The organism is Pseudomonas sp. FSL W5-0203, from assembly GCF_001896155.1.
In the GTDB taxonomy this organism is placed as follows: Bacteria; Pseudomonadota; Gammaproteobacteria; order Pseudomonadales; family Pseudomonadaceae; genus Aquipseudomonas; species Aquipseudomonas paracarnis.
Map to the genome: position 1 here is coordinate 146,361 of NZ_MPOR01000006.1, position 19,727 is coordinate 166,087.

General features: G+C 59.4%; 23 protein-coding genes. 8 read left to right on the forward strand and 15 right to left on the reverse strand.

The window, feature by feature from the left end:
- Positions 1–69: 69 nt before the first annotated feature.
- The 10 genes from BOP96_RS08425 to BOP96_RS08465 form a co-directional block, all read right to left on the reverse strand.
- Positions 70–1,704 (reverse strand): ABC-F family ATP-binding cassette domain-containing protein, encoded by a 1,635-nt coding sequence (locus tag BOP96_RS08425; protein WP_073452438.1) that lies wholly within the window; start codon positions 1,702–1,704, stop codon positions 70–72.
- Between the two features lie 133 nt (positions 1,705–1,837).
- Positions 1,838–2,878, reverse strand: coding sequence for a DNA topoisomerase IB (locus tag BOP96_RS08430; RefSeq protein ID WP_072434596.1), 1,041 nt, complete (start codon positions 2,876–2,878; stop codon positions 1,838–1,840).
- Positions 2,879–2,952: 74 nt separating this feature from the next.
- Positions 2,953–4,032 (reverse strand): molybdenum ABC transporter ATP-binding protein, encoded by a 1,080-nt coding sequence (gene modC, locus BOP96_RS08435; protein WP_073452440.1) that lies wholly within the window; start codon positions 4,030–4,032, stop codon positions 2,953–2,955.
- Positions 4,033–4,037: 5 nt separating this feature from the next.
- On the reverse strand, positions 4,038–4,718 hold the full coding sequence (gene modB, locus BOP96_RS08440; RefSeq protein WP_073452442.1) for a molybdate ABC transporter permease subunit: 681 nt from the start codon (positions 4,716–4,718) through the stop codon (positions 4,038–4,040).
- Entirely contained in the window at positions 4,719–5,471 is a 753-nt protein-coding gene (modA, locus tag BOP96_RS08445; protein WP_032903034.1) for a molybdate ABC transporter substrate-binding protein, read from the reverse strand.
- 112 nt (positions 5,472–5,583) lie between these two features.
- Entirely contained in the window at positions 5,584–6,648 is a 1,065-nt protein-coding gene (locus BOP96_RS08450) for an NAD(P)H-dependent flavin oxidoreductase (protein WP_073452443.1), read from the reverse strand.
- A gap of 71 nt (positions 6,649–6,719) precedes the next feature.
- Positions 6,720–7,793, reverse strand: coding sequence for a bifunctional DNA-binding transcriptional regulator/O6-methylguanine-DNA methyltransferase Ada (gene ada, locus BOP96_RS08455; RefSeq protein ID WP_014718518.1), 1,074 nt, complete (start codon positions 7,791–7,793; stop codon positions 6,720–6,722).
- 75 nt (positions 7,794–7,868) lie between these two features.
- The gene (gene alkB / locus BOP96_RS08460; RefSeq protein WP_020302754.1) at positions 7,869–8,534 is read right to left on the reverse strand and encodes a DNA oxidative demethylase AlkB; all 666 of its coding nucleotides are present in this window, start codon (positions 8,532–8,534) and stop codon (positions 7,869–7,871) included.
- A gap of 3 nt (positions 8,535–8,537) precedes the next feature.
- Positions 8,538–8,705: a hypothetical protein gene (locus BOP96_RS30050; RefSeq protein ID WP_014718516.1), complete on the reverse strand. Its 168-nt coding sequence runs from the start codon at positions 8,703–8,705 to the stop codon at positions 8,538–8,540.
- A gap of 26 nt (positions 8,706–8,731) precedes the next feature.
- Entirely contained in the window at positions 8,732–9,034 is a 303-nt protein-coding gene (locus tag BOP96_RS08465) for a DUF1883 domain-containing protein (protein ID WP_003191319.1), read from the reverse strand.
- Positions 9,035–9,246: 212 nt separating this feature from the next.
- Between BOP96_RS08465 and BOP96_RS08470 the strand changes: the two genes are divergently transcribed.
- Together BOP96_RS08470 and BOP96_RS08475 are read left to right on the forward strand one after the other, a co-directional pair.
- A complete protein-coding gene (locus tag BOP96_RS08470; protein WP_003191317.1) occupies positions 9,247–9,597 on the forward strand; it encodes a hypothetical protein in 351 nt (116 codons plus the stop codon).
- 145 nt (positions 9,598–9,742) lie between these two features.
- On the forward strand, positions 9,743–9,973 hold the full coding sequence (locus tag BOP96_RS08475) for a hypothetical protein (protein ID WP_014718515.1): 231 nt from the start codon (positions 9,743–9,745) through the stop codon (positions 9,971–9,973).
- A gap of 5 nt (positions 9,974–9,978) precedes the next feature.
- Here BOP96_RS08475 and BOP96_RS08480 read toward each other — a convergent pair whose 3' ends face one another.
- Both BOP96_RS08480 and BOP96_RS08485 read right to left on the reverse strand, forming a co-directional pair.
- A complete protein-coding gene (locus BOP96_RS08480) occupies positions 9,979–10,260 on the reverse strand; it encodes a hypothetical protein (protein WP_014718514.1) in 282 nt (93 codons plus the stop codon).
- Between the two features lie 139 nt (positions 10,261–10,399).
- Entirely contained in the window at positions 10,400–10,585 is a 186-nt protein-coding gene (locus BOP96_RS08485; RefSeq protein ID WP_003191311.1) for a hypothetical protein, read from the reverse strand.
- A 311-nt stretch (positions 10,586–10,896) separates the two neighbouring features.
- Here BOP96_RS08485 and galU point away from each other — a divergent pair, with 311 nt between their 5' ends.
- Both galU and gorA read left to right on the forward strand, forming a co-directional pair.
- A complete protein-coding gene (galU, locus tag BOP96_RS08490; RefSeq protein ID WP_003173830.1) occupies positions 10,897–11,736 on the forward strand; it encodes a UTP--glucose-1-phosphate uridylyltransferase GalU in 840 nt (279 codons plus the stop codon).
- 105 nt (positions 11,737–11,841) lie between these two features.
- Entirely contained in the window at positions 11,842–13,200 is a 1,359-nt protein-coding gene (gene gorA, locus BOP96_RS08495; protein WP_072434591.1) for a glutathione-disulfide reductase, read from the forward strand.
- Here the strand turns inward: gorA and BOP96_RS08500 are convergent, their stop codons facing one another.
- A complete protein-coding gene (locus BOP96_RS08500) occupies positions 13,201–14,208 on the reverse strand; it encodes a DNA-binding protein (protein ID WP_020302756.1) in 1,008 nt (335 codons plus the stop codon).
- Positions 14,209–14,377: 169 nt separating this feature from the next.
- Between BOP96_RS08500 and BOP96_RS08505 the strand changes: the two genes are divergently transcribed.
- The 3 genes from BOP96_RS08505 (at position 14,378) to ahpF (ending at position 17,703) form a co-directional block, all read left to right on the forward strand.
- Positions 14,378–15,310 carry a site-specific integrase gene (locus BOP96_RS08505; RefSeq protein WP_020302757.1) on the forward strand — a complete coding sequence of 311 codons (933 nt, stop codon included), beginning with the start codon at positions 14,378–14,380 and terminating at the stop codon, positions 15,308–15,310.
- A 133-nt stretch (positions 15,311–15,443) separates the two neighbouring features.
- Entirely contained in the window at positions 15,444–16,007 is a 564-nt protein-coding gene (ahpC, locus tag BOP96_RS08510) for an alkyl hydroperoxide reductase subunit C (RefSeq protein WP_003191303.1), read from the forward strand.
- 130 nt (positions 16,008–16,137) lie between these two features.
- A complete protein-coding gene (gene ahpF / locus BOP96_RS08515) occupies positions 16,138–17,703 on the forward strand; it encodes an alkyl hydroperoxide reductase subunit F (RefSeq protein WP_020302758.1) in 1,566 nt (521 codons plus the stop codon).
- Between the two features lie 132 nt (positions 17,704–17,835).
- Here the strand turns inward: ahpF and gloA are convergent, their stop codons facing one another.
- On the reverse strand, positions 17,836–18,357 hold the full coding sequence (gloA, locus tag BOP96_RS08520; RefSeq protein WP_003191301.1) for a lactoylglutathione lyase: 522 nt from the start codon (positions 18,355–18,357) through the stop codon (positions 17,836–17,838).
- Positions 18,358–18,536: 179 nt separating this feature from the next.
- Here gloA and BOP96_RS08525 point away from each other — a divergent pair, with 179 nt between their 5' ends.
- Complete coding sequence (locus BOP96_RS08525; RefSeq protein WP_014718509.1) at positions 18,537–19,073, forward strand: DUF4946 domain-containing protein; 537 nt, start codon at positions 18,537–18,539, stop codon at positions 19,071–19,073.
- Between the two features lie 111 nt (positions 19,074–19,184).
- Here BOP96_RS08525 and BOP96_RS08530 read toward each other — a convergent pair whose 3' ends face one another.
- Positions 19,185–19,550: a histone-like nucleoid-structuring protein, MvaT/MvaU family gene (locus BOP96_RS08530; RefSeq protein ID WP_014718508.1), complete on the reverse strand. Its 366-nt coding sequence runs from the start codon at positions 19,548–19,550 to the stop codon at positions 19,185–19,187.
- Between the last annotated feature and the right edge of the window lie 177 nt (positions 19,551–19,727).

Consider the following 19,727-nt stretch of genomic DNA (forward strand, 5'->3'; position numbering starts at 1 on the left):
GGGGCCGGTTTCCTCGGGGAGATTATCCGGCCATTACCGTAGGACGCTTTGCCTGTCTGCGCAATGACCTCAGACACGCTCAAGTTGCCAGCCGGTGGCGTGCCATGTCAGATGGTGAGTCGGCTCGATCGCCTGCAAGAATGCCTCATCGTGTGATACGGCCAGCAGCGCGCCGGCAAACCCCTTCAATGCCTGCTCAAACGCCAGCACCGACTCCAGGTCCAGGTGATTGGTGGGTTCATCCAATAACAGTAATTGCGCCGGTGTCTCACGCCACAAGGCTACGGCCATCGCGGCTTTCAAGCGCTCGCCGCCGCTGAGTTGCCCTGCCGGCTGCGTAACCCGCAGCGCGTCCAACTGCAACAACGCCAGACGTGTGCGCAGTTCGGCTTCGGCCAGGGGCGTGTCGAGCAGGTTGAGTTGCTCGACAAGGCTGCGACGGTCGTCCAGCAGCGCCAGGTGCTGATCGATGTACGCGCTGGGCACCGCTACGCTGCACTCGCCACTGACCGCCTGCCAGTGGCCGGCTAGCACTTTGAGCAAGGTCGATTTGCCGCAACCGTTCGGCCCACGTACGGCAACGCGAGCCGGGCCTGTCAGGTTGGCCGTCAGGTAGCTGGCGGGTGCCAAGGGATCAAGCCAGGGCAATTGCGCCTGCTCCAGCACCAGTACCTGGCGGCCATTCGGGACGGTCGAGCCTGATAATGCGAGCAGTGTGGGCGTCTCATCCACCACGCGCTCGTACGCCTGGCGTACCTGGGCGTCGAGTTGGTTTTTGCACGCATGATGGGCGCTGCGCACGCTGCTGACGACCTCCGTTGCTGCGCTTTTCCAGCGCGCCTTGGTAAAACGGTCGACGTTGGCGGTCTCGGCCTGTTTACGTGCGCGTGCGGCGTGGCGCTGCAGGTCGTCGTGATCTTTTTGCACGCGCCGACGCTCGCGGCTGCGGGCCAGACGCGCCTGTTCCCACGCAGCAATCGCGGCCTGCTGGTGAGTGTCGCGTTGCTGGCGATAGGCATCGTAGTTGCCGCCATACACTTGAATGCCCAGGGGCGACAGCTCGATGATGCGGCCCATGGCATTGAGCAACTGTCGATCATGGCTGACCACCACCAGGCCACCGCGCCAATCGCGCAACACACGCAACAGCCAGTCGCGCCCGTCAGCATCAAGATGGTTGCTGGGCTCATCCAGAATCAGCAACTGCGGCGCCGCCAACAACGCCCCGATCAGCGCGACCCTGGCAAGTTGGCCGCCGCTGAGTTGATCGGCCGGGGTACTGCCACTGAGAGTCTGCAAACCCGCTGCATCCAGTGCCTGACGCAGGCGCTCTGCGAGGTCCCAGCGATCGTCGATCAGTTCCAGGTCACCGAGGCGTGCATCGCCCTGGCCCATTCGCTCAAGGGCAGCCAAGGCCGCGGCAGTTGCGGTGATATCGGCGATGGTTTGCCCTGGTTGAGCCGTGATGGCCTGGGGCACATAGGCAACGTGGGCCGGTTTTTTCAACGTGCCGGAGGAGGGCAGCAGCACGCCGGCCATCAACTTGGCCAGGATACTTTTGCCCCGTCCATTGCGCCCGACGATACCGGTAGGCGTTTGATCAATGGACAGGTTCACGTCGGCCAGCAAGGTTTCGCCATTGGCGAACTGGAAAGACAGGTGTTGCAGGGAAACAAGTGCGGGCAGCCGTTTGACGTCAGTCATCAGCACCTCCAAAAAAATGTCGAACAGGCCAACAAGCGCGCCAGGCGGCTCGTTGCAGATACATTTTGGAAGGCTTAGTTGTTCACGTCGGCGGTCATCCCGTGAGTCAGAAGGGAGGCAGAGCCTAACCCACCTAAACTTTGTGCGGCAAGTCTTCGGCCAGTTTTTCCAGGAACATTGCCAGCGCGACTTCTTCGGCTTTCAGGCCTTTGCGCACTCGCGGCTTGGGCAGCTTCGACAATTCACCGAGGCTGAAATGCTCAAGCACCGCCGGGTGGATATAGCACTTGCGACACACCGCCGGCGTATTGCCCAACTGCCGGGCGACATCCTTGACCATCGCCACCACATGCCGCTTAGCGTCGGATTCGGGCTGCCACGCCAACTCGCGCAACACCGCCAGCGCCATTGCTGTGCCGGCCCAGGTGCGGTAGTCCTTGGCGGTAAAGTCTTCGCCGGTCAGGCGGTGCAGGTAGTCGTTGACGTCCTGGGAGCTGACGGTATGCCGCTCACCGTCTTCGTCCAGGTACTGGAACAGGTTTTGCCCTGGCAATTCCATGCAACGCTTGACCACCCGGGCCAGGCGCCGATCCTTGACGCTGACTTGGTGCTCCACGCCACTCTTGCCACGAAACTGGAACTGGATCTCGCTGCCCTTGATGTCCACATGGCGGTTGCGCAGGGTGGTCAGGCCGTAGGATTTGTTTTCGCGGGCATATTGGGTATTGCCGACGCGGATCAGCGTGGCGTCCAGCAACATCACCACCGTGGCCAACACCTTTTCGCGGGTAAACCCCGGCTCGGCGATTTGTGCTTCGAGCTGTTTGCGCAATCTGGGCAAAGCGGCGCCAAAAGCCTGTAAGCGCGAGTACTTGTCGCTGTCGCGCACCTCGCGCCAGCGTGGGTGGTAACGGTACTGCTTACGGCCACGGGCGTCGCGGCCGGTGGCTTGCAGGTGGCCGCGAGGGTCGGCGCAGATCCACACATCGGTGTAGGCGGGTGGCACCGCCAAGGCGTTCAGGCGTTTGATTTCGTCCGCGTCGGTAATGCGCTCGCCTTTGGCGTTCAGATACTGGAACTTGCCTCGCACTTTTTTACGGCGGATGCCGGGCTGGGTGTCATCCACATAGTGCAGGTCGCGAGGCAGGTCGGCGGGTAACGAAGAGTCAGGCATGGGGCGGGTTCCTTGGCAACAAATCAGGCCGGTATGTCTGATTGACCGCAGCGCCCTGCGGTCGTGCCAAATGCTTAAGCCAGTACGGCCACCGCCTTGATTTGCGCCCACAACGTCTGGCCCGGATGCAGTTGCAATTGGTCGCGGGAGAAGCGCGTGATGCGCGCCAGTAACGGCGTGCCGCCGGCGTCCAGGCGCACCAGCACATGGGCGCTGTTGTCCGCGCCGATAGTCTGGGTGACGGTCACCGGCAAGCGGTTGAGGATGCTGCTGTGTTCTTGGGCCTGCAGGCTCAGGCTTACATCCCGCGCCTGGACCTTGACCCGCAGCGGGTTGCCCACCACCAGCGGGACATGGGCCACGCGCATCTGCAACGGGCAATCGGGCAACTGCAGAGTGAGCAACTGATAGTGCGCGTCGTAGGCAACGACGCTGCCGGCGATCACCACGCCGGCATCGTCGCCCAGCGCCAAGGGCAGGTCGAGGCGCGCCAGGGTCTCGCCGATCGGGCCACTGGCCAGGGCCTTGCCGTCGCTGAGCAGGACGATATGGTCGGCCAGTCGCGCCACTTCGTCCTGGGCATGGCTGACGTAGAGCACCGGGATATCCAGCTCGTCGTGCAGGCGTTCCAGGTAAGGCAATATCTCGCTTTTGCGCTGGCTGTCCAGGGCCGCCAGCGGTTCATCCATCAACAACAACTTGGGGCTGGTGAGCAAGGCGCGGGCGATGCCGACGCGCTGGCGCTCGCCGCCGGACAGGTGTTGCGGATGACGCTCAAGCAAGTGCCCGATACCCAACAGTTCGGTGGCCTGGGCCATGTCCACGCGCCGTTGCGGGCGTGGGATACGTTTGAGGCCGAACTCCAGATTGGCGAGCACCGACAGGTGAGGAAACAGGCTCGCCTCTTGGAACACATAGCCCAGGGCGCGTTTATGCGGCGGCACAAACAGCCCTTTGCGGCTGTCTTGCCACACCTCGTCGTTGATTTGCACAAAACCGTGTTCGGCGCGTTCCAGACCGGCGATGCAGCGCAGGCAGGTGGTCTTGCCTGAACCGGAATGTCCGTACAGCGCGCTCACGCCACGGCCGGGCAATTGCAGGTCCACATCCAGTGCGAAGGCGGAGTATTTCAGGTGCAGGCGTATATCCATCATCGCGATCAACTCCAGCCCATCTTGGTTTTACGGCTGGAATAGAGCACCAGCAACACGAGGAAGGCGAATACCACCATGGCCCCAGCCAGCCAATGGGCCTGGGCATATTCCATGGCTTCGACGTGGTCGTAGATTTGCACCGAGACGACACGGGTCTTGTCCGGGATATTGCCGCCGATCATCAGCACCACGCCGAACTCACCAACGGTATGGGCGAAGCCCAGAATCGAGGCGGTGATAAACCCAGGGCGTGCCAGCGGCAGGATCACCGTGAAAAACGTGTCCCACGGGTTGGCGCGCAAGGTCGCGGCCACTTCCAGCGCGCGCGTGCCGATGGCAGAAAACGCATTCTGCAACGGCTGCACCACGAAGGGCATGGAGTAGATCACCGAGCCAATCACCAGCCCGGCGAAACTGAAGGTGAGGGTGCCCAGGCCCAGCCACTGCGTGAATTGGCCGACGTACCCATTGGGCCCCATGGCCAACAGCAAGTAAAAGCCGATGACCGTTGGCGGCAACACCAACGGCAGTGCGACCACTGCGCCGATGGGGCCGCGCCACTTGGAACGGGTGCGCGACAGCCACAGGGCGATCGGTGTGCCGATGATCAACAGGATCAGGGTGGTCAGCGAGGCCAGTTTGAGGGTCAACCAGATCGCAGAAACATCAGCACTTGTCAGGGGCATTTACAGCTCGTAACCGTAGGATTTGATAACGGCAGCCGCTTTCGGGCCTTTGAGGTAGTCCACCAGGGCCTTGGCGGCGGCGCTGTCCTTGCCCTTGTTGAGGATTACGGCGTCCTGTTTGATCGGGTCATGCAGGGAGGCCGGAACAATCCACGCCGAACCGCCGGTGACTTTGCCGTCTTTGTAGATTTGCGACAAGGCCACAAAACCCAGCTCGGCGTTGCCGGTAGACACAAACTGATAAGCCTGGGTGATGTTCTGGCCCTCGACGAGCTTGTCCTTGACCTTGTCAGTCAAGCCTTCCCTGGCCAGTACCTGGGTGGCGGCCAGGCCGTAGGGCGCTGTTTTGGGGTTGGCGATGGACAAGTGCTTGAACTGGTTTTTCTTCAGCACATCACCGTTGGCATCCACATAGCCTTCTTTGGCCGACCACAGCGCCAGGGTGCCGACCGCGTAGGTGAAGCGTGAACCCTTGACGGTAGCGCCTTCGCTTTCGAGTTTTTGCGCGGTGGTGTCATCGGCGCTGAGGAACACTTCAAACGGCGCGCCATTCTTGATCTGGGTGTAGAACTGCCCGGTGGCACCGTAGGCCGCGACCAGTTTATGGCCGGTGTCTTTCTCGAAGTCGGCGGCAATCGCCTGTATCGGGGCAGTGAAGTTGGCGGCCACGGCCACCTGCACTTCGTCGGCATGGGCCGTACCCAAGGCAAAGGCGGCAAGCAGGGGGGCCAGGCGCGAAACGCGGGTCATCATGAAGCAACTCCTTGAAGGTGTACGGCAGGTTGTAGGTAAAAAGGCTTACCGCTATGTATGGGAATATATAGCGGTAGGCTATTGCCGGTACAGCACCAAGTTGTTGCGCAGGTCAGTGGCGGGTGAATCTGGCTATCGCGTGCTCGGCCAATTCGCGGGTCAGGTCATAGGTGGACAGGTCTTTGCCCAGCCTCAGGGCCTGGCCCGCCCACAGGTTGCTGAAACCGGCTTCATCCTTGGCCTTGAGTGGCATTAATGCGCCTCCCGCTTTGGGGAACGCCGGCGCCGCTGGGTTGATTGCGCCGAGTTCACGCATCACCCGGTTGACGATGCCCCGCGCCGGGCGGCCGGTGAACAGGTTGGTCAGCGCGGTTTCGCTGGCCTGGGCATGGCGCAGCGCATGGTGATGGGCGGCGCTTACAGTGGCTTCGGGCGTGAACAGGTACGCCGTGCCGATCTGCACCGCCGAAGCGCCGAGGGCAAAGGCCGCAACGATGCCGCGTGCATCGGCGATTCCGCCCGCAGCAATCACCGGCACGCTGACCGCGTCGACGATCTGTGGCAGCAGCGCCATCAAGCCGATCTGGCTATTGAGGTCATCGCTGAGAAACAGGCCACGGTGCCCACCCGCTTCGATGCCCATGGCGATGATCGCGTCGCAGCCGTGCTGTTCCAGCCACACGGCTTCCTCGACGGTGGTGGCCGATGACAGCACCTTGGCACCGGTGGCTTTTACCCGGTCCAGCAAAGACTTCTCTGGCAGGCCAAAATGAAAGCTCACCACTTCTGGCCGAAACGCTTCCACCACCTGGCAGGCTGCGTCATTGAACGGCGCACGGTTGGACACCGGGGTTGGCGCATCAAAGTCGGCGCCCAGCTCATGGTAGTAAGGTTGCAGCAAGGCCTTCCAAGCCTGATCCCGCGCTTCATCGGCATCGGACGGTTGATGGCAGAAGAAGTTGACGTTCAGCGGCGCATGATTGGCCTGGCGAATGAGGGCCAAGGCCTCGCGCAGTTGCTCCAGGCTCAGCGCCGCCGCAGGCATGGAGCCCAGGGCACCGGCTTGCTGAGCGGCGATGACCATGGCGGTGGTCGTCGCGCCAGCCATCGGCGCCTGGATGATCGGCACCTCAATGCCCAACAGGTCAAGAATGCGGGTGTCTGGCCAGGTGCTCATGGGTTGCTTCTCCAGCGTTAGTAGGGCTTTTCGCTGTTTTAGCAGGGCAATCAGCACCCGGCCAGTCTGTTTTATTCACTGGACGGGAGCGGCGTTTTGTGGGGCTGGGTTTCGCGCTCAAGTAACTGGCGCTTGCGCTCTACGCCCCAGCGGTAGCCCGACAGCTCGCCATTGCTGCGCACCACGCGATGACAGGGAATCGCCACCGCCAGGTGGTTGGCACCACACGCCTGGGCCACGGCGCGAAAGGAGGAGGGTGCGCCGATACGCTCGGCAATCTGCGCATAGCTGGCGGTGCTGCCCGCAGGGATTTCGCGCAACGCCTGCCACACCCGCTCCTGAAAGGCCGTGCCGCGCAGGTCCAAGGGCAAATCCAGGCCCACGGCAGGGGCCTCGACAAAGCCAACGACCTGGGCCACCAGTTGTTCGAACCCCTGATCCGCGCCGATCAACTCAGCCTTGGGAAACTGGTCTTGCAGGTCGCGCACCAGTTTGTCCGGATCATCACCCAATAAAATCGCACACACGCCACGTTGGCTTTGCGCCACCAGAATCGCCCCCAGCGAGCACTGGCCAACGGCAAAGCGGATGGTGTTATTGGCGCCGCCGCCTTTGTAATCTCGCGGTTTCATGCCGAGCACTTGGTCGGCGGCTTCATAAAAGCGGCTATTGGAATTAAAGCCCGCGTCGTACAGGGTGTCTGTCACCGAATGCTGGCCCTTGAGGCCGTCGCGCACTCTGCGCGAACGCAGGGCGCTGGCGTAACCCTTGGGGGTCAACCCGGTGTTGGCTTTGAATACGCGGTGGAAGTGAAACGGACTCAGCCCGGCGGATCGGGCGAGCGCGTCCAGGCTAGGCGGGGTTTCGGCTTGTTCGATTTGCCGGCAGGCTTCGGCCACTAACTGCCCATGGTGTGCAGCCAACTGCGTCTGGTCGCCGGCAGCGCGTTTACTGGGACGATAACCGGCGGCTTCGGCCTGCGCCGGCGTGTCGAAAAATTCGACATTCTCCGGGCGCGGCAAACGCGAAGCGCTGCTGGGGCGGCAATACACGCCGGTGGTTTTCACGCCGTAGACAAACAAGGCGTCAGCCTTGGCATCACGGGCAATAATGGCAGCCCAGCGCGGATCGTGTTCGTTGTTCATGGCCTGCACTCTTGACGGTTCAGGAGCAGATTAAGCCTGCCGCTCGTCATCGACACTCCGAAGCTTGCGGTCAAATTAGCCCGCGGTGCGAAAGGTCAGGTTGATGCGCTGCGGGCCCATGATCGAATGCAGGCCGTCTTTGATCGGCATCACGCCATGAAAGCGCAGGCGATCAACGCCGCCCCACACGACCACATCACCATGAAACAGCGAGACCTTTTGGGTGTTGTCGCTGCGCGCATGCCCACCGAACAGGAAAATCGCCGGCAGCCCCAGGGACACCGAGACCACGGGCGCGCTGTAGTTGCGCTCGTTCTTGTCCTGGTGCAGGGACATCTTCGCCCCCGGTACGTAACGGTTGATCAGGCAGGCATCGGGTAGAAAACCGCTGAAACCGGCCTCGATTGCCGCTGTCACGGCCAGTTGGCGCAACGTCTCGGGCATGGCGGGCCAGGGCTGCTGGTTGCGCGGGTCGAATGGGCTGTAGCGATAGCCACGGGCGTCGGTGGTCCAGCCCAGCTCGCCGCAACTGCTCAGCGCCGCCGACATGGTAAAGCCGCCGGGGGTGACCATCTGCCGAAACGGTGATTGAGCCAGGACACGCCGCAGTTCAGGCAATAACCGCTCGATCCAGGGCAAGGCATAGCCCCTCAGTACATACGACTCTTCGCCAATTTGCTCGCGCCCGGCAGGCTGTTGCAGGGCCTCATCGGCAAACAAATCGGCGGTAGGGCCTGGCATGGCTTACAGCGCCTTGCTCACGTTGATGTCGGTGATTTCGTCGCTGGCATCATGAATTTTTGCCAAGGCTTGCTTGGCTTCTTCGACGCTGTTGTTTTGCAACTGGGCAAATTCAAAGCGGCGTTCGCCGTTGAGCTTGTACTTGATGACGTATTTGGTTGTGGTGGTCACAGCTTTTTTCCTGTCAGGTGTTCGGGTCAGCTCAGCTTGCTGCTGGTACGACGAACGATACGAATCTTGTGGGACAACGCAGGCTTGCGGGTCACGCTGATGGCGCGACGGGTCACCACATCCAGGGTGATGTTCCAGAAGCCGGTGCTGGGCGCGGTGATCTTGGCCGGGAATTTATCAAATGCGCCGCCGTGGTAGGTATGGCGGCCGCCATTTTTGAAGCTGCGAAAGTTCGCATCGCTCATCAGGCGAATATTGCAGGTCTGCGAGCATTCGATGACGACAATGTCTCCCTCGTTGAGGTGCTCACGCTGGTGGATGAATTTCATGGGGTGTCTCCAGAAGGGCTTTTTCTGAAAAATCAGAACGATACGTAGGTTAAGATGGAGTTTATCAGCCCCAGCGCGTTTATTATCGGGCCGTCGTCGACGACTTCGACAATTTAAAACAGTTATTTACCGAGTTATCACAGATAAATCCTACGTTGGTGGGAGAAAATTACCATCCCCGCTGTCGTAGGGTCTTTATCGGAGGTTTTTGTATGAAGTGGAGTGTGTTGGTGCTGGCCTTGGCAATAGGTGGGTGTGCTTCGGTTGCAGATATCAAGCAGACCCCGCCAACATTGGTGGTCATCTCAGGGAAGAAGCCGCAGGAATATGCGGCGTGCGTGGTGCGCAAATTGGAGGCGACCCGTCGGCCGCCGCAGATCGAGCCCCATAAAGACGGCATTCAGGTGATCGTGCCGCAGAAGTTCTCGGCAGACCCGTCGGCGATCTTTGAAATTGAAGACCGCTCCAGCGGTAGCAGCATCAAGCTTTATGAAAGCATGTCCAATGTGCCCATCCGCCCGGGCGACGTGAAGAAGGCAGGGGAAGAGTGCATTTCCGGTTGAGCCACAGGCCTACCCCTCAAACCCGATAAAAAAAGCCATCACCCTGCAGGGACGGCCTGCATCCGTTAAACTGTCGGGCATTCACTACAAAGATGCCGCTCAAACCCTGGGTTTGAGCGGCATTTGTTTTTCTGGAAAGCCCGTTATGAAACGAGAACACGTCAAAGCCCGCCATGCCGAAGGGCAGATCTCGGCCACCCATGTCATCCAGAACCCCGCCGATCTGGGCGAGTGGATCGTGTTTTTCAAGAAGAGCGGCGGGCGCAGCTACTTCCTGGTGGACGAACAGGATGAGGTCGAGTCATTTGCTCGTCTGGATGACCTGATCGAAACCCTGCGTGGCCTGGGGGTCAAATTCGCTGAAGTGCACCTGTAGCAGCGTTACTTGCAGACCACCACCACGCTACGGCCTTTGAAGTTGCCCACGTCCTGGCCCAGGGTCTTGTCGCTTTCCTTGAGTGCCGGCGTGCCATTGGTGCCAACGATGCGGTAACCGGTGCCGGCGCAGGATGCGTCCGCTTTCTCGTAGCAACTGGCCCATGAATTGGCCTCGCCCGAGCAGTCGATGGTCAAGCCTTGTTCACCATTTTTCAGCACGGTGTCGGAAGCGGTGGTGCAGCCGGCGAGTGCCAGTACCGCGGTCAGTGCCAGGATTTTTTTCATAGAGGTTCGTCATCGAGGGTATTGGAAGGGCGCGCTGACACTGTCGTGGCGTTGTTGAAGGTTATAGCGAACTGCCATCTAGGTACAGACAAACAAAAAAGCCCCGCTTAACGGGGCTTTAAAAGCGGTGCAACGAGGCTTACTTGGTTTTCGGCCGCTTGCTCGATGCATGGCCTGCCTCATCTACAAACACTTCGGCGACGGCGATCGCCATGCTTTCGGTCTCGAATACGCCGGCAACGCTGTCACCGTGAAAATTGATCAAGTGCCAGCCGTCCGCTCGCTTCGTGATCAGGTAGCCGTTTACACCTTTGGGTTCTGACATCTGTTGGCAATCTCGTGGTCTTGGTTCAAGGCGCCCATGATAGCGCCAAATGCCGGGGCGGGGCGCAAGTTGTTGCGGGTCAGTGCCAGGGGCGCCAAAGCGTGCTAAAACCAATGCAGCCCTTCTAAACAAGGGGCCAAGTCGGATTCTGGCCGACCGTTGGTGATGCGCTATGCAGCATCAGCGGAACTTACGCCGACATTTTTTCTCTATGATGACATTGCAACGCCAGCAGGACCCCATTGTAAGGTGACTGCGGCCTGATTAGACTGCGCCGAATTCCGTACGCACAGCCCTTTGTAAGGACTCATATGATCAAGAAATGCTTGTTCCCAGCAGCCGGTTACGGCACTCGCTTCTTGCCAGCGACCAAAGCCATGCCCAAAGAAATGCTGCCAGTGGTGAACAAGCCACTGATTCAGTACGGTGTGGAAGAGGCACTGGATGCCGGTTTGAACGAGATCTCCATCGTCACGGGTCGTGGTAAGCGCGCGCTGGAAGACCACTTCGACATCAGCTATGAGCTGGAAAACCAGATCAAGGGCACCGACAAGGAAAAATACCTGGTCGGTATCCGTAAACTGCTCGACGAGTGCTCGTTCTCCTACACCCGTCAGACCCAGATGAAAGGCCTCGGCCACGCCATCCTTACCGGCCGCCCGCTGATCGGTGATGAACCCTTCGCCGTGGTCCTGGCGGACGACCTGTGCGTCAACCTGGAAGGCGACGGTGTGCTGACCCAGATGGTCAAGCTCTACCAGAAATACCGTTGCACCATCGTTGCGGTAATGGAAGTCAACCCAACCGAAACCAATAAGTACGGTGTTATCGCCGGCGACGATATTGGCGATGGCCTGATCCGCGTACGCGACATGGTCGAGAAACCAGCACCGGAAGACGCGCCATCGAACCTGGCGATTATCGGTCGTTACATCCTCACGCCGGACATCTTCAAGCTGATCGAAGAAACCGAGCCAGGCAAGGGCGGCGAGATCCAGATCACCGACGCTCTGCTCAAGCAAGCCAAAGACGGCTGCGTGATTGCCTACAAGTTCAAGGGCCAGCGTTTCGACTGCGGCGGCGCTGAGGGCTACATCGAAGCGACCAACTTCTGCTACGAGCATTTCTACAAGACGGGCAAGGCTTACTGATTCACGCTTGCCGGTACGTTTTAAGCGAAAGCCACCTTCGGATGGCTTTTTCGTTTTTCAGCCCCATGTAAGTCGGTATGCTGGTGTCCTGCCGAGGAGAGTGAAATGGCCTACGATTTTGACCTGTATGTAATTGGCGCCGGTTCCGGCGGTGTTCGCGCGGCGCGTTTTGCCGCAGGCTTTGGCGCCAAGGTGGCGGTGGCCGAGAGCCGCTACCTGGGTGGCACCTGTGTGAACGTCGGCTGCGTGCCAAAGAAGCTGTTGGTGTACGGCGCGCATTTTGCCGAAGACTTTGAACAGGCCAGCGGCTTTGGCTGGTCCCTGGGTGAGGCGAACTTTGATTGGGCGACCCTGATCGCCAACAAGGATCGTGAGATCAACCGCCTCAACGGTATCTATCGCAACCTGTTGGTCAACAGCGGCGTGACCCTGCATGAAGGGCATGCACGCCTGGTCGATGCCCATCAGGTGGAGATCAACGGTGAGCGCTTCACTGCCAAGCACATCCTGATTGCCACCGGCGGCTGGCCGCAGATCCCTGAGATTCCAGGGCGCGAGCACGCCATTGGCTCCAATGAGGCATTCTTTCTTAAAGAGCTGCCCAAGCGCGTGCTGGTAGTGGGTGGTGGTTATATCGCCGTTGAGTTCGCCGGCATCTTCCACGGCTTGGGCGCCCAAACGTCATTGCTGTATCGCGGCGATCTGTTCTTGCGCGGCTTTGACGGTTCGGTGCGCAAACACCTGCAAGAAGAGCTGACCAAGCGCGGCCTGGACTTGCAGTTCAATGCCGACATCGAGCGCATCGACAAGCAGGCCGACGGCAGCCTCAAGGCCACTTTGAAGGATGGCCGCGTGCTGGAAGCCGATTGCGTGTTCTACGCCACTGGCCGCCGTCCGATGCTGGATAACCTGGGCCTGGAAAATACCGGGGTCAAACTGGACGAGCGCGGTTTCGTCGCGGTGGATGATCTCTACCAGACCGCCGAGCCGTCGATCCTGGCGATTGGCGATGTGATTGGTCGTGTGCAACTGACGCCGGTGGCCCTGGCTGAAGGCATGGCCGTGGCGCGGCGGTTGTTCAAGCCCGAGCAATACCGCCCGGTGGATTACGCCAATATCGCGACGGCGGTGTTCAGCCTGCCGAATATCGGCACAGTCGGCCTGACTGAAGAGGATGCACGCCAAAATGGCCACAACGTGCAGATCTTTGAAAGCCGGTTCCGGCCGATGAAGCTGACCCTGACCGATTGCCAGGAAAAGACCTTGATGAAGTTGGTGGTCGACGCCGACACCGACAAAGTGTTGGGTTGCCACATGGTCGGCCCGGATGCGGGTGAGATCGTGCAAGGGCTGGCGATCGCGCTCAAGGCGGGCGCGACCAAGCAGCATTTCGATGAAACCATCGGCGTGCATCCTACGGCGGCGGAAGAATTCGTCACCATGCGCACGCCTGTGGCGCCCTGATCAGCTTGGCTCTGCTGCCTCTGGCACCGTTGCAACGACGGTCGCCAGGCGCAGGGCTTCGATGCTTGCCTGGGCCTTGATCAGGTCCAGCTCAAGCGCCTTGTTGTGCTGCTGATATTCAAGCAGTGACGCTTGGCGCGATTGGCTGTCCAGCACGGCAACCCGTAGGCGCTCCTGGAGCAGGGTGCGCTCGCTGTCGATCTGGCTGAGCTGTTCCTTGAGTTTCAACTGTAGCGCCTGGTCCTGGCGAGCGTGCTCCTGCAGCGTATTCAATTCCTTGGTTGTCACTCGCTGCTCACTCAGCAGGCGCTCGTTGTCGCGATGCAGTTGCGTGATTTCGTCCTGGCGCACCAGAGCGCTTTGCTGGGCCTGACGCAATTCGGCCTGTACCTGTTGCAACTGGCCCTCATGGCGACGCTGTTCCTGTTCACGCTGCTCCTTGATGGCAGTGCGGTAATGCTCAAGCGCATCGCGGGCGTGCAGGTGCTTTTCTTCCAGTGAGCGAATCTGCTCGTCTTTGTCGTTGAGCCTTAGCTCGTAGTCGCTGCACGCCTGGCTCAGCCCGGCGTTACGGGTTTGCTCGGCCTGCAGGCTGGTGCTGGCGGTTTGCAGCGCCGCGCTTTCTTCAGCGAGGGCAGCGGCCTGGATATCAAATTGCTGTTTGAGCTGGGTGTGCGCTTCTTCCAGGGTTTCTAACTGGGCGAGCAGGGCGGCTTTTTGTTGCTCGAATTGCGCCAGGGCCAGGTCGATCGGCTCTTGGGCCTTCTCTTTCAGGCGTTGGGACAGGCGTGCGACCAGTTCACCAAGCTCATCGTCGATCGGCGCTTGGGTGATGGTCTGGCGCGTCTCACTTTCGTCCAGCTCTTTCAAATAGCGATGAATGGTGGTTTTCGAGCCGGTATTACCCATTTCGATACGCACCGCATCGATGCTGGGGTTTTCGCCACGGGCGAGGATCGCCAGGCGTGCCGTTTGCACTACTGCTTTGTTTATGCCGCCGCGAGCCATGGGGTCTCCGTCGATTTAGTACTGTGGTACATGGTATGTATATACATACTATAACATGATTAAAAACTCGTTGAAATTCATGATTTAACAGATGGGATATTAGCGTATTATCCCGTGTCATAAGCATTTTCATCAGCCATTCACCCGTCAGCGGTACGAAAAGACGCCTATGAGCGACCTGGACCGATATCTCAACGCTGCCACCCGCGACAACACGCGCCGCAGCTACCGCGCGGCCATCGAGCATTTCGAAGTCAGTTGGGGAGGGTTCCTGCCGGCCACCAGCGACAGCGTGGCGCGCTACCTCGTGGCGCATGCCGGGGTGTTGGCAGTCAACACCTTGAAACTGCGGCTCTCGGCCTTGGCGCAATGGCATACCAGCCAAGGGTTTGCCGACCCGACGAAGGCGCCGGTGGTACGCAAGGTGCTCAAGGGCATCCGCGCCGTGCACCCGGCGCGGGAGCGGCAGGCCGAGCCTCTGCAGCTCACGCAGTTGGAGCAAGTAATCGCCGCCCTGGACATTGAAGCTAAACAGGCCAGCGAGCATCACGACCCGCCGCGCTTGCTACGGGCCAAGCGCGACGCTGCGCTGATTCTGCTGGGCTTCTGGCGCGGCTTTCGCAGTGATGAGCTGTGCCGATTAAGCATCGAGCACGTGCAGGCCGTGCCAGGCGCAGGCATTAGCCTGTACTTGCCACGCAGCAAAAGTGACCGTGACAACCTCGGCAAAACCTACCAGACCCCAGCGTTGCTCCGGCTGTGCCCGGTGCAGGCTTATAGCGAGTGGCTCAGCGCCTCGGCTTTGGTGCGCGGCCCGGTGTTTCGCGGCATCGACCGCTGGGGCAACCTGGGTGAGGAGGGCTTGCATCCCAACAGTGTGATCCCGTTATTGCGCCAGGCCCTTGAGCGCGCAGGCATCCCCGCCGATCAATACACCAGCCACTCCCTGCGTCGGGGCTTTGCCACTTGGGCGCATCGCAGTGGTTGGGATTTGAAGTCCCTGATGAGTTACGTCGGCTGGAACGACATGAAATCTGCGATGCGCTATGTTGAAGCGACGCCGTTTCTGGGCATGACCCTGGCAACCCAACCGCTGATTTGAGATTTTTTCTATTAATAGCGTCACCTGATAGAGAAACCCAATCGTCAGCATCAGGTTTGCCAATGAGCCATCGACCGAGAGAGCCGGTAGGATTCAACTCATCAACTTCTTAACCCCTGACGGAGAGTCAACGATGCCTATCATCAACAGCCAAGTAAAACCGTTTAAAGCCACCGCTTTCAAAAACGGCAGCTTCGTCGATGTGACCGACGCTGACCTGAAAGGCAAGTGGTCGGTTGTCTTCTTCTACCCAGCCGACTTCACCTTCGTTTGCCCAACCGAACTGGAAGACCTGGCTGACAACTATGCCGAATTCCAGAAGCTGGGCGTCGAAATCTACAGCGTTTCTACCGACACCCACTTTGCCCACGCTGCCTGGCACAACACGTCGCCAGCCATCGGCAAAATCCAGTACACCATGATTGGCGACCCAACCCTGACCATCTCCCGTAACTTCGACGTGCTGATCGAAGAGGCTGGCCTGGCAGACCGCGGCACCTTCGTGATCAACCCGGAAGGTCAGATCAAGATCGTTGAGCTGAACGACGGCGGTGTAGGTCGTGACGCTTCCGAGCTGCTGCGCAAGATCAAGGCCGCTCAGTACGTCGCTGCCCACCCGGGTGAAGTCTGCCCAGCCAAATGGAAAGAAGGCGAGGCCACTCTGGCGCCGTCTCTGGACCTGGTCGGCAAGATCTAAGTCTGTGAACGCGTATCAAGGGCGGGTATCCGCACTTAAGTAAGCTGCATCCGCCCTCAAAACGCCCGGGCGAGAGTCGCTCGGGCGTTTTTTTGTCTGCAATAAACCGAATGAACAGGAAATCGCCCGTATGTTGGACGCCAATCTTAAAGCTCAGTTGAAGTCATACCTGGAACGGGTCACCCAGCCGATCGAGATCATCGCCTCCCTCGACGACGGTGCGAAATCCCAGGAAATGCTTGCTCTTTTGCAGGACGTAACCAGCCTCTCAACGCTGATTACCCTGAACACCGATGGCAATGATGCGCGCAAGCCATCGTTCTCCATCAACCGCCCGGGTGCTGAGATCAGCTTGCGTTTCGCCGGCATCCCTATGGGCCATGAATTCACTTCGTTGGTGCTGGCCCTGTTGCAAGTGGGTGGCCACCCGTCGAAAGCCAGTGTCGAAGTAATTGAACAGATCCGCGCTCTCAAAGGCGAGTTCAGCTTCGAGACGTACTTCTCGCTGTCGTGCCAGAACTGCCCGGACGTGGTCCAGGCGCTGAATCTGATGGCCGTGCTGAACCCGAACATCCGCCACGTTGCGATTGATGGCGCGCTGTTCCAGGCTGAAGTCGATGAGCGCCAGATCATGGCGGTCCCGAGTGTCTACTTGAACGGAGTCAACTTTGGCCAGGGCCGCATGGGCCTCGAAGAAATCCTCGCCAAGCTCGACACCAGCGGTATCGAGAAAGCCGCGGAAAAAATCAGCGCCAAGGACGCCTTCGACGTCCTGGTGGTTGGCGGTGGCCCCGCCGGGTCCTCGGCTGCCATTTACGCGGCACGTAAAGGTATTCGTACCGGTGTGGCGGCTGAACGCTTTGGTGGCCAGGTACTGGACACCATGTCCATCGAGAATTTTATCTCGGTACAGGAAACCGAAGGGCCGAAACTGGCTAGTGCGCTGGAAGCCCATGTGCGTCAGTACGATGTGGACATCATGAACCTGCAACGCGCTAGCAGCCTGGTACCGGCGAAAAATGCCGGGGAGCTGCACGAAATTCGCTTCGAAAGCGGTGCGACCCTCAAGTCCAAGACCGTGATCCTGGCCACAGGCGCCCGCTGGAGAGAGATGGGTGTGCCCGGTGAGCAGGAATACAAAGCCCGCGGCGTGTGCTTCTGCCCGCACTGCGATGGCCCGCTGTTCAAAGGCAAGCGTGTGGCGGTGATCGGCGGCGGTAACTCCGGCGTGGAAGCGGCCATTGACCTGGCCGGTATCGTCAGCCATGTCACCTTGCTTGAGTTCGACAGCAAGCTGCGCGCCGACGCCGTGTTGCAACGCAAGCTCTACAGCCTGCCGAACGTGGATGTGATTACCAGTGCATTGACCAGTGAGGTCAAAGGCGATGGCCAGAAAGTCACCGGCCTTGCCTACAAGGACCGCGACAGCGGTGAGTTCAAGACCATCGACCTGGAAGGCATCTTCGTGCAGATTGGCTTGCTGCCCAACACCGACTGGCTCAAAGGCACGGTAGAGCTGTCGCCGCGCGGCGAGATCATTGTCGATGCCCGTGGCGAGACTTCACTGCCTGGCGTGTTCGCCGCCGGTGACGTAACCACCGTGCCGTACAAGCAGATCGTGATTGCAGTAGGCGAGGGCGCCAAGGCTTCGTTGAGCGCGTTCGATCACTTGATCCGCACCTCTGCTCCGGCGTAATCCTGGGCTGAAAATGAAAAACCCCATGAGCGATCATGGGGTTTTTCTCGTTCCCACGCCCGGCGCGGGATTCTCGTTCCCACGCTCCGCGGGGGAATGCATCCGGTGACGCTCCGCGTCACGCAGTGCTTATTACATCGGCGCCGGCTGGATGATCTCAACCCAATAGGCATCCGGGTCCTTGATGAACGCGAGGCTCTTCATGCGGCCATCCGTCAGGCGTTTCTGGAAATCACAGCCCAAGGCTTCGAAACGTTCGCACGCCGCCACAATGTCCGGCACCGAGATGCAGATATGGCCAAAGCCGCGTGGGTCGGTGTTGCCGTTGTGGTAGGCAAAGTCGGCATCGTTTTCGGTGCCGTGGTTGTGGGTCAGTTCGAGGATGCCCGGAATCGATTTCATCCATTGGGTACGCTCGGCGGCGTCGGCCGGGATCTGGGCCTTGTCCACCAGGGCCAGGAAGTACAGGCTGAATTCGGCTTCCGGGAAGTCACGTTTCTCGACCAGGGAGAAACCCAGGATGCGCGTGTAGAAGTCCAGCGACTTGGTGATGTCCTTGACCCGCAACATGGTGTGGTTGAACACGAAGTTTGCCGTAGCGTTGTCGGGTTGGGCAGTGACGCCCGGGAAGGTGTTCAATTCGTGCAGGCTCATGGGCCCTCCAGAAAAAATGTGAGATGAGCGGTCCATTGGCTTGCGGCCTGCCTCCATGCAGGCGGGCCATGATACGCAAGGCGCACCGGCTGCGCCAAATGAAAAAGCGCGCTAAACCCTTGCGGTCACCGCGCGCCGGGCCGCACACTTTGCGGCTGGAACCTTGGGTGTTTTTTGCAATGATCGAGTTTCGTAGGCCGCTGTTGAGTGCTGTGTGCGTGTTGTTGGGCAGCCCGTTTGTGCTGGCAGCTGACCCGCAGGTCCATTGGCCCAGCGGTTGGCAGGTCGAAGAAGTCGTGCCTGACGACGAACTCCCTGCCAAACCCCAAGCAGTGTCCCGGCAGCGAGCGATCAAGAATGATGAAAATGGCGCCACGTTGATGGTGATGGAGTTGACCGGGACGCCGATTGAAACCGGCCATAAAGTTAATCTTCCCGGCGTGTTGCTGGAGATGCGCAAGTCGATCCAGAAAGACTTTGCCCGTGGCGGTTATCAAAGCGTGTGCAGCAAAATGCACCCCACGACATTGAGTCGGCTTGACGCGCTGGAAACTACCTGTGTGATTACCGAGAACGGTCGACACGTATTGTCGCAAACATTAGTCGGTGCGCTGGATGTCGATAAGGCCTATGTATTTTCATACGCGGGCCAAGCGCAAGCGTACGAGGCGAGCAAGGAGGAAATCAGTTCGGTGCGTAACAGTCTGAAACTTTGACCCGCTCAAGCTGAGCGAATGTGAACAATGTGAACGCTAAGTTAAATTCGATTCCGAACCGCTAGAGCAAAAAAAGCCCCGCGTATGCGGGGCTTTTTTTTAGTACATGTTTCAGCCGCGAAGCCAGGAATCTACAGTGGCAGCGCCGTACTGTTCTTTCCAGGCTTTAAGGCCGCGGTGGTTGCCACCTTTGGTCTCGATCAGCTCGCCGGTATGCGGGTTGTGGTAAACCTTGACCACCCGTGCGCGGCGCTGTTTTGGCGCGGCGGCGGCCGGTGCGCCGCCTTTGCGTGGCGCTGGGTCGAGGATAGCGATCACGTCGCGCAGGCTTTTGTCGTATTTGCCCATCAGCGTCTTGAGCTTTTCTTCGAATTCGATTTCTTTCTTCAAGCCAGCGTCATTCTTCAAAGATTCCAGCTGTGCAAGCTGCTCTTGAAGGGCTTTTTCTGCTGCGCGAAATTCGGCGAGTCTGGACAAAATCTGTACTCCAATAATGTAGTTGCGGATATCAACTGCAGACAAAGCTATAAGCCAAGAACGTTAAGCCACGTCAACGAAAAAGACCCTTCTGCGAGTTCTGCACAGGCAGAAAAAATTGTAGTAGTTAATTCATTCCGAGTAAATCATGTCTTTTAAAGAAAGACCAATCTTTCA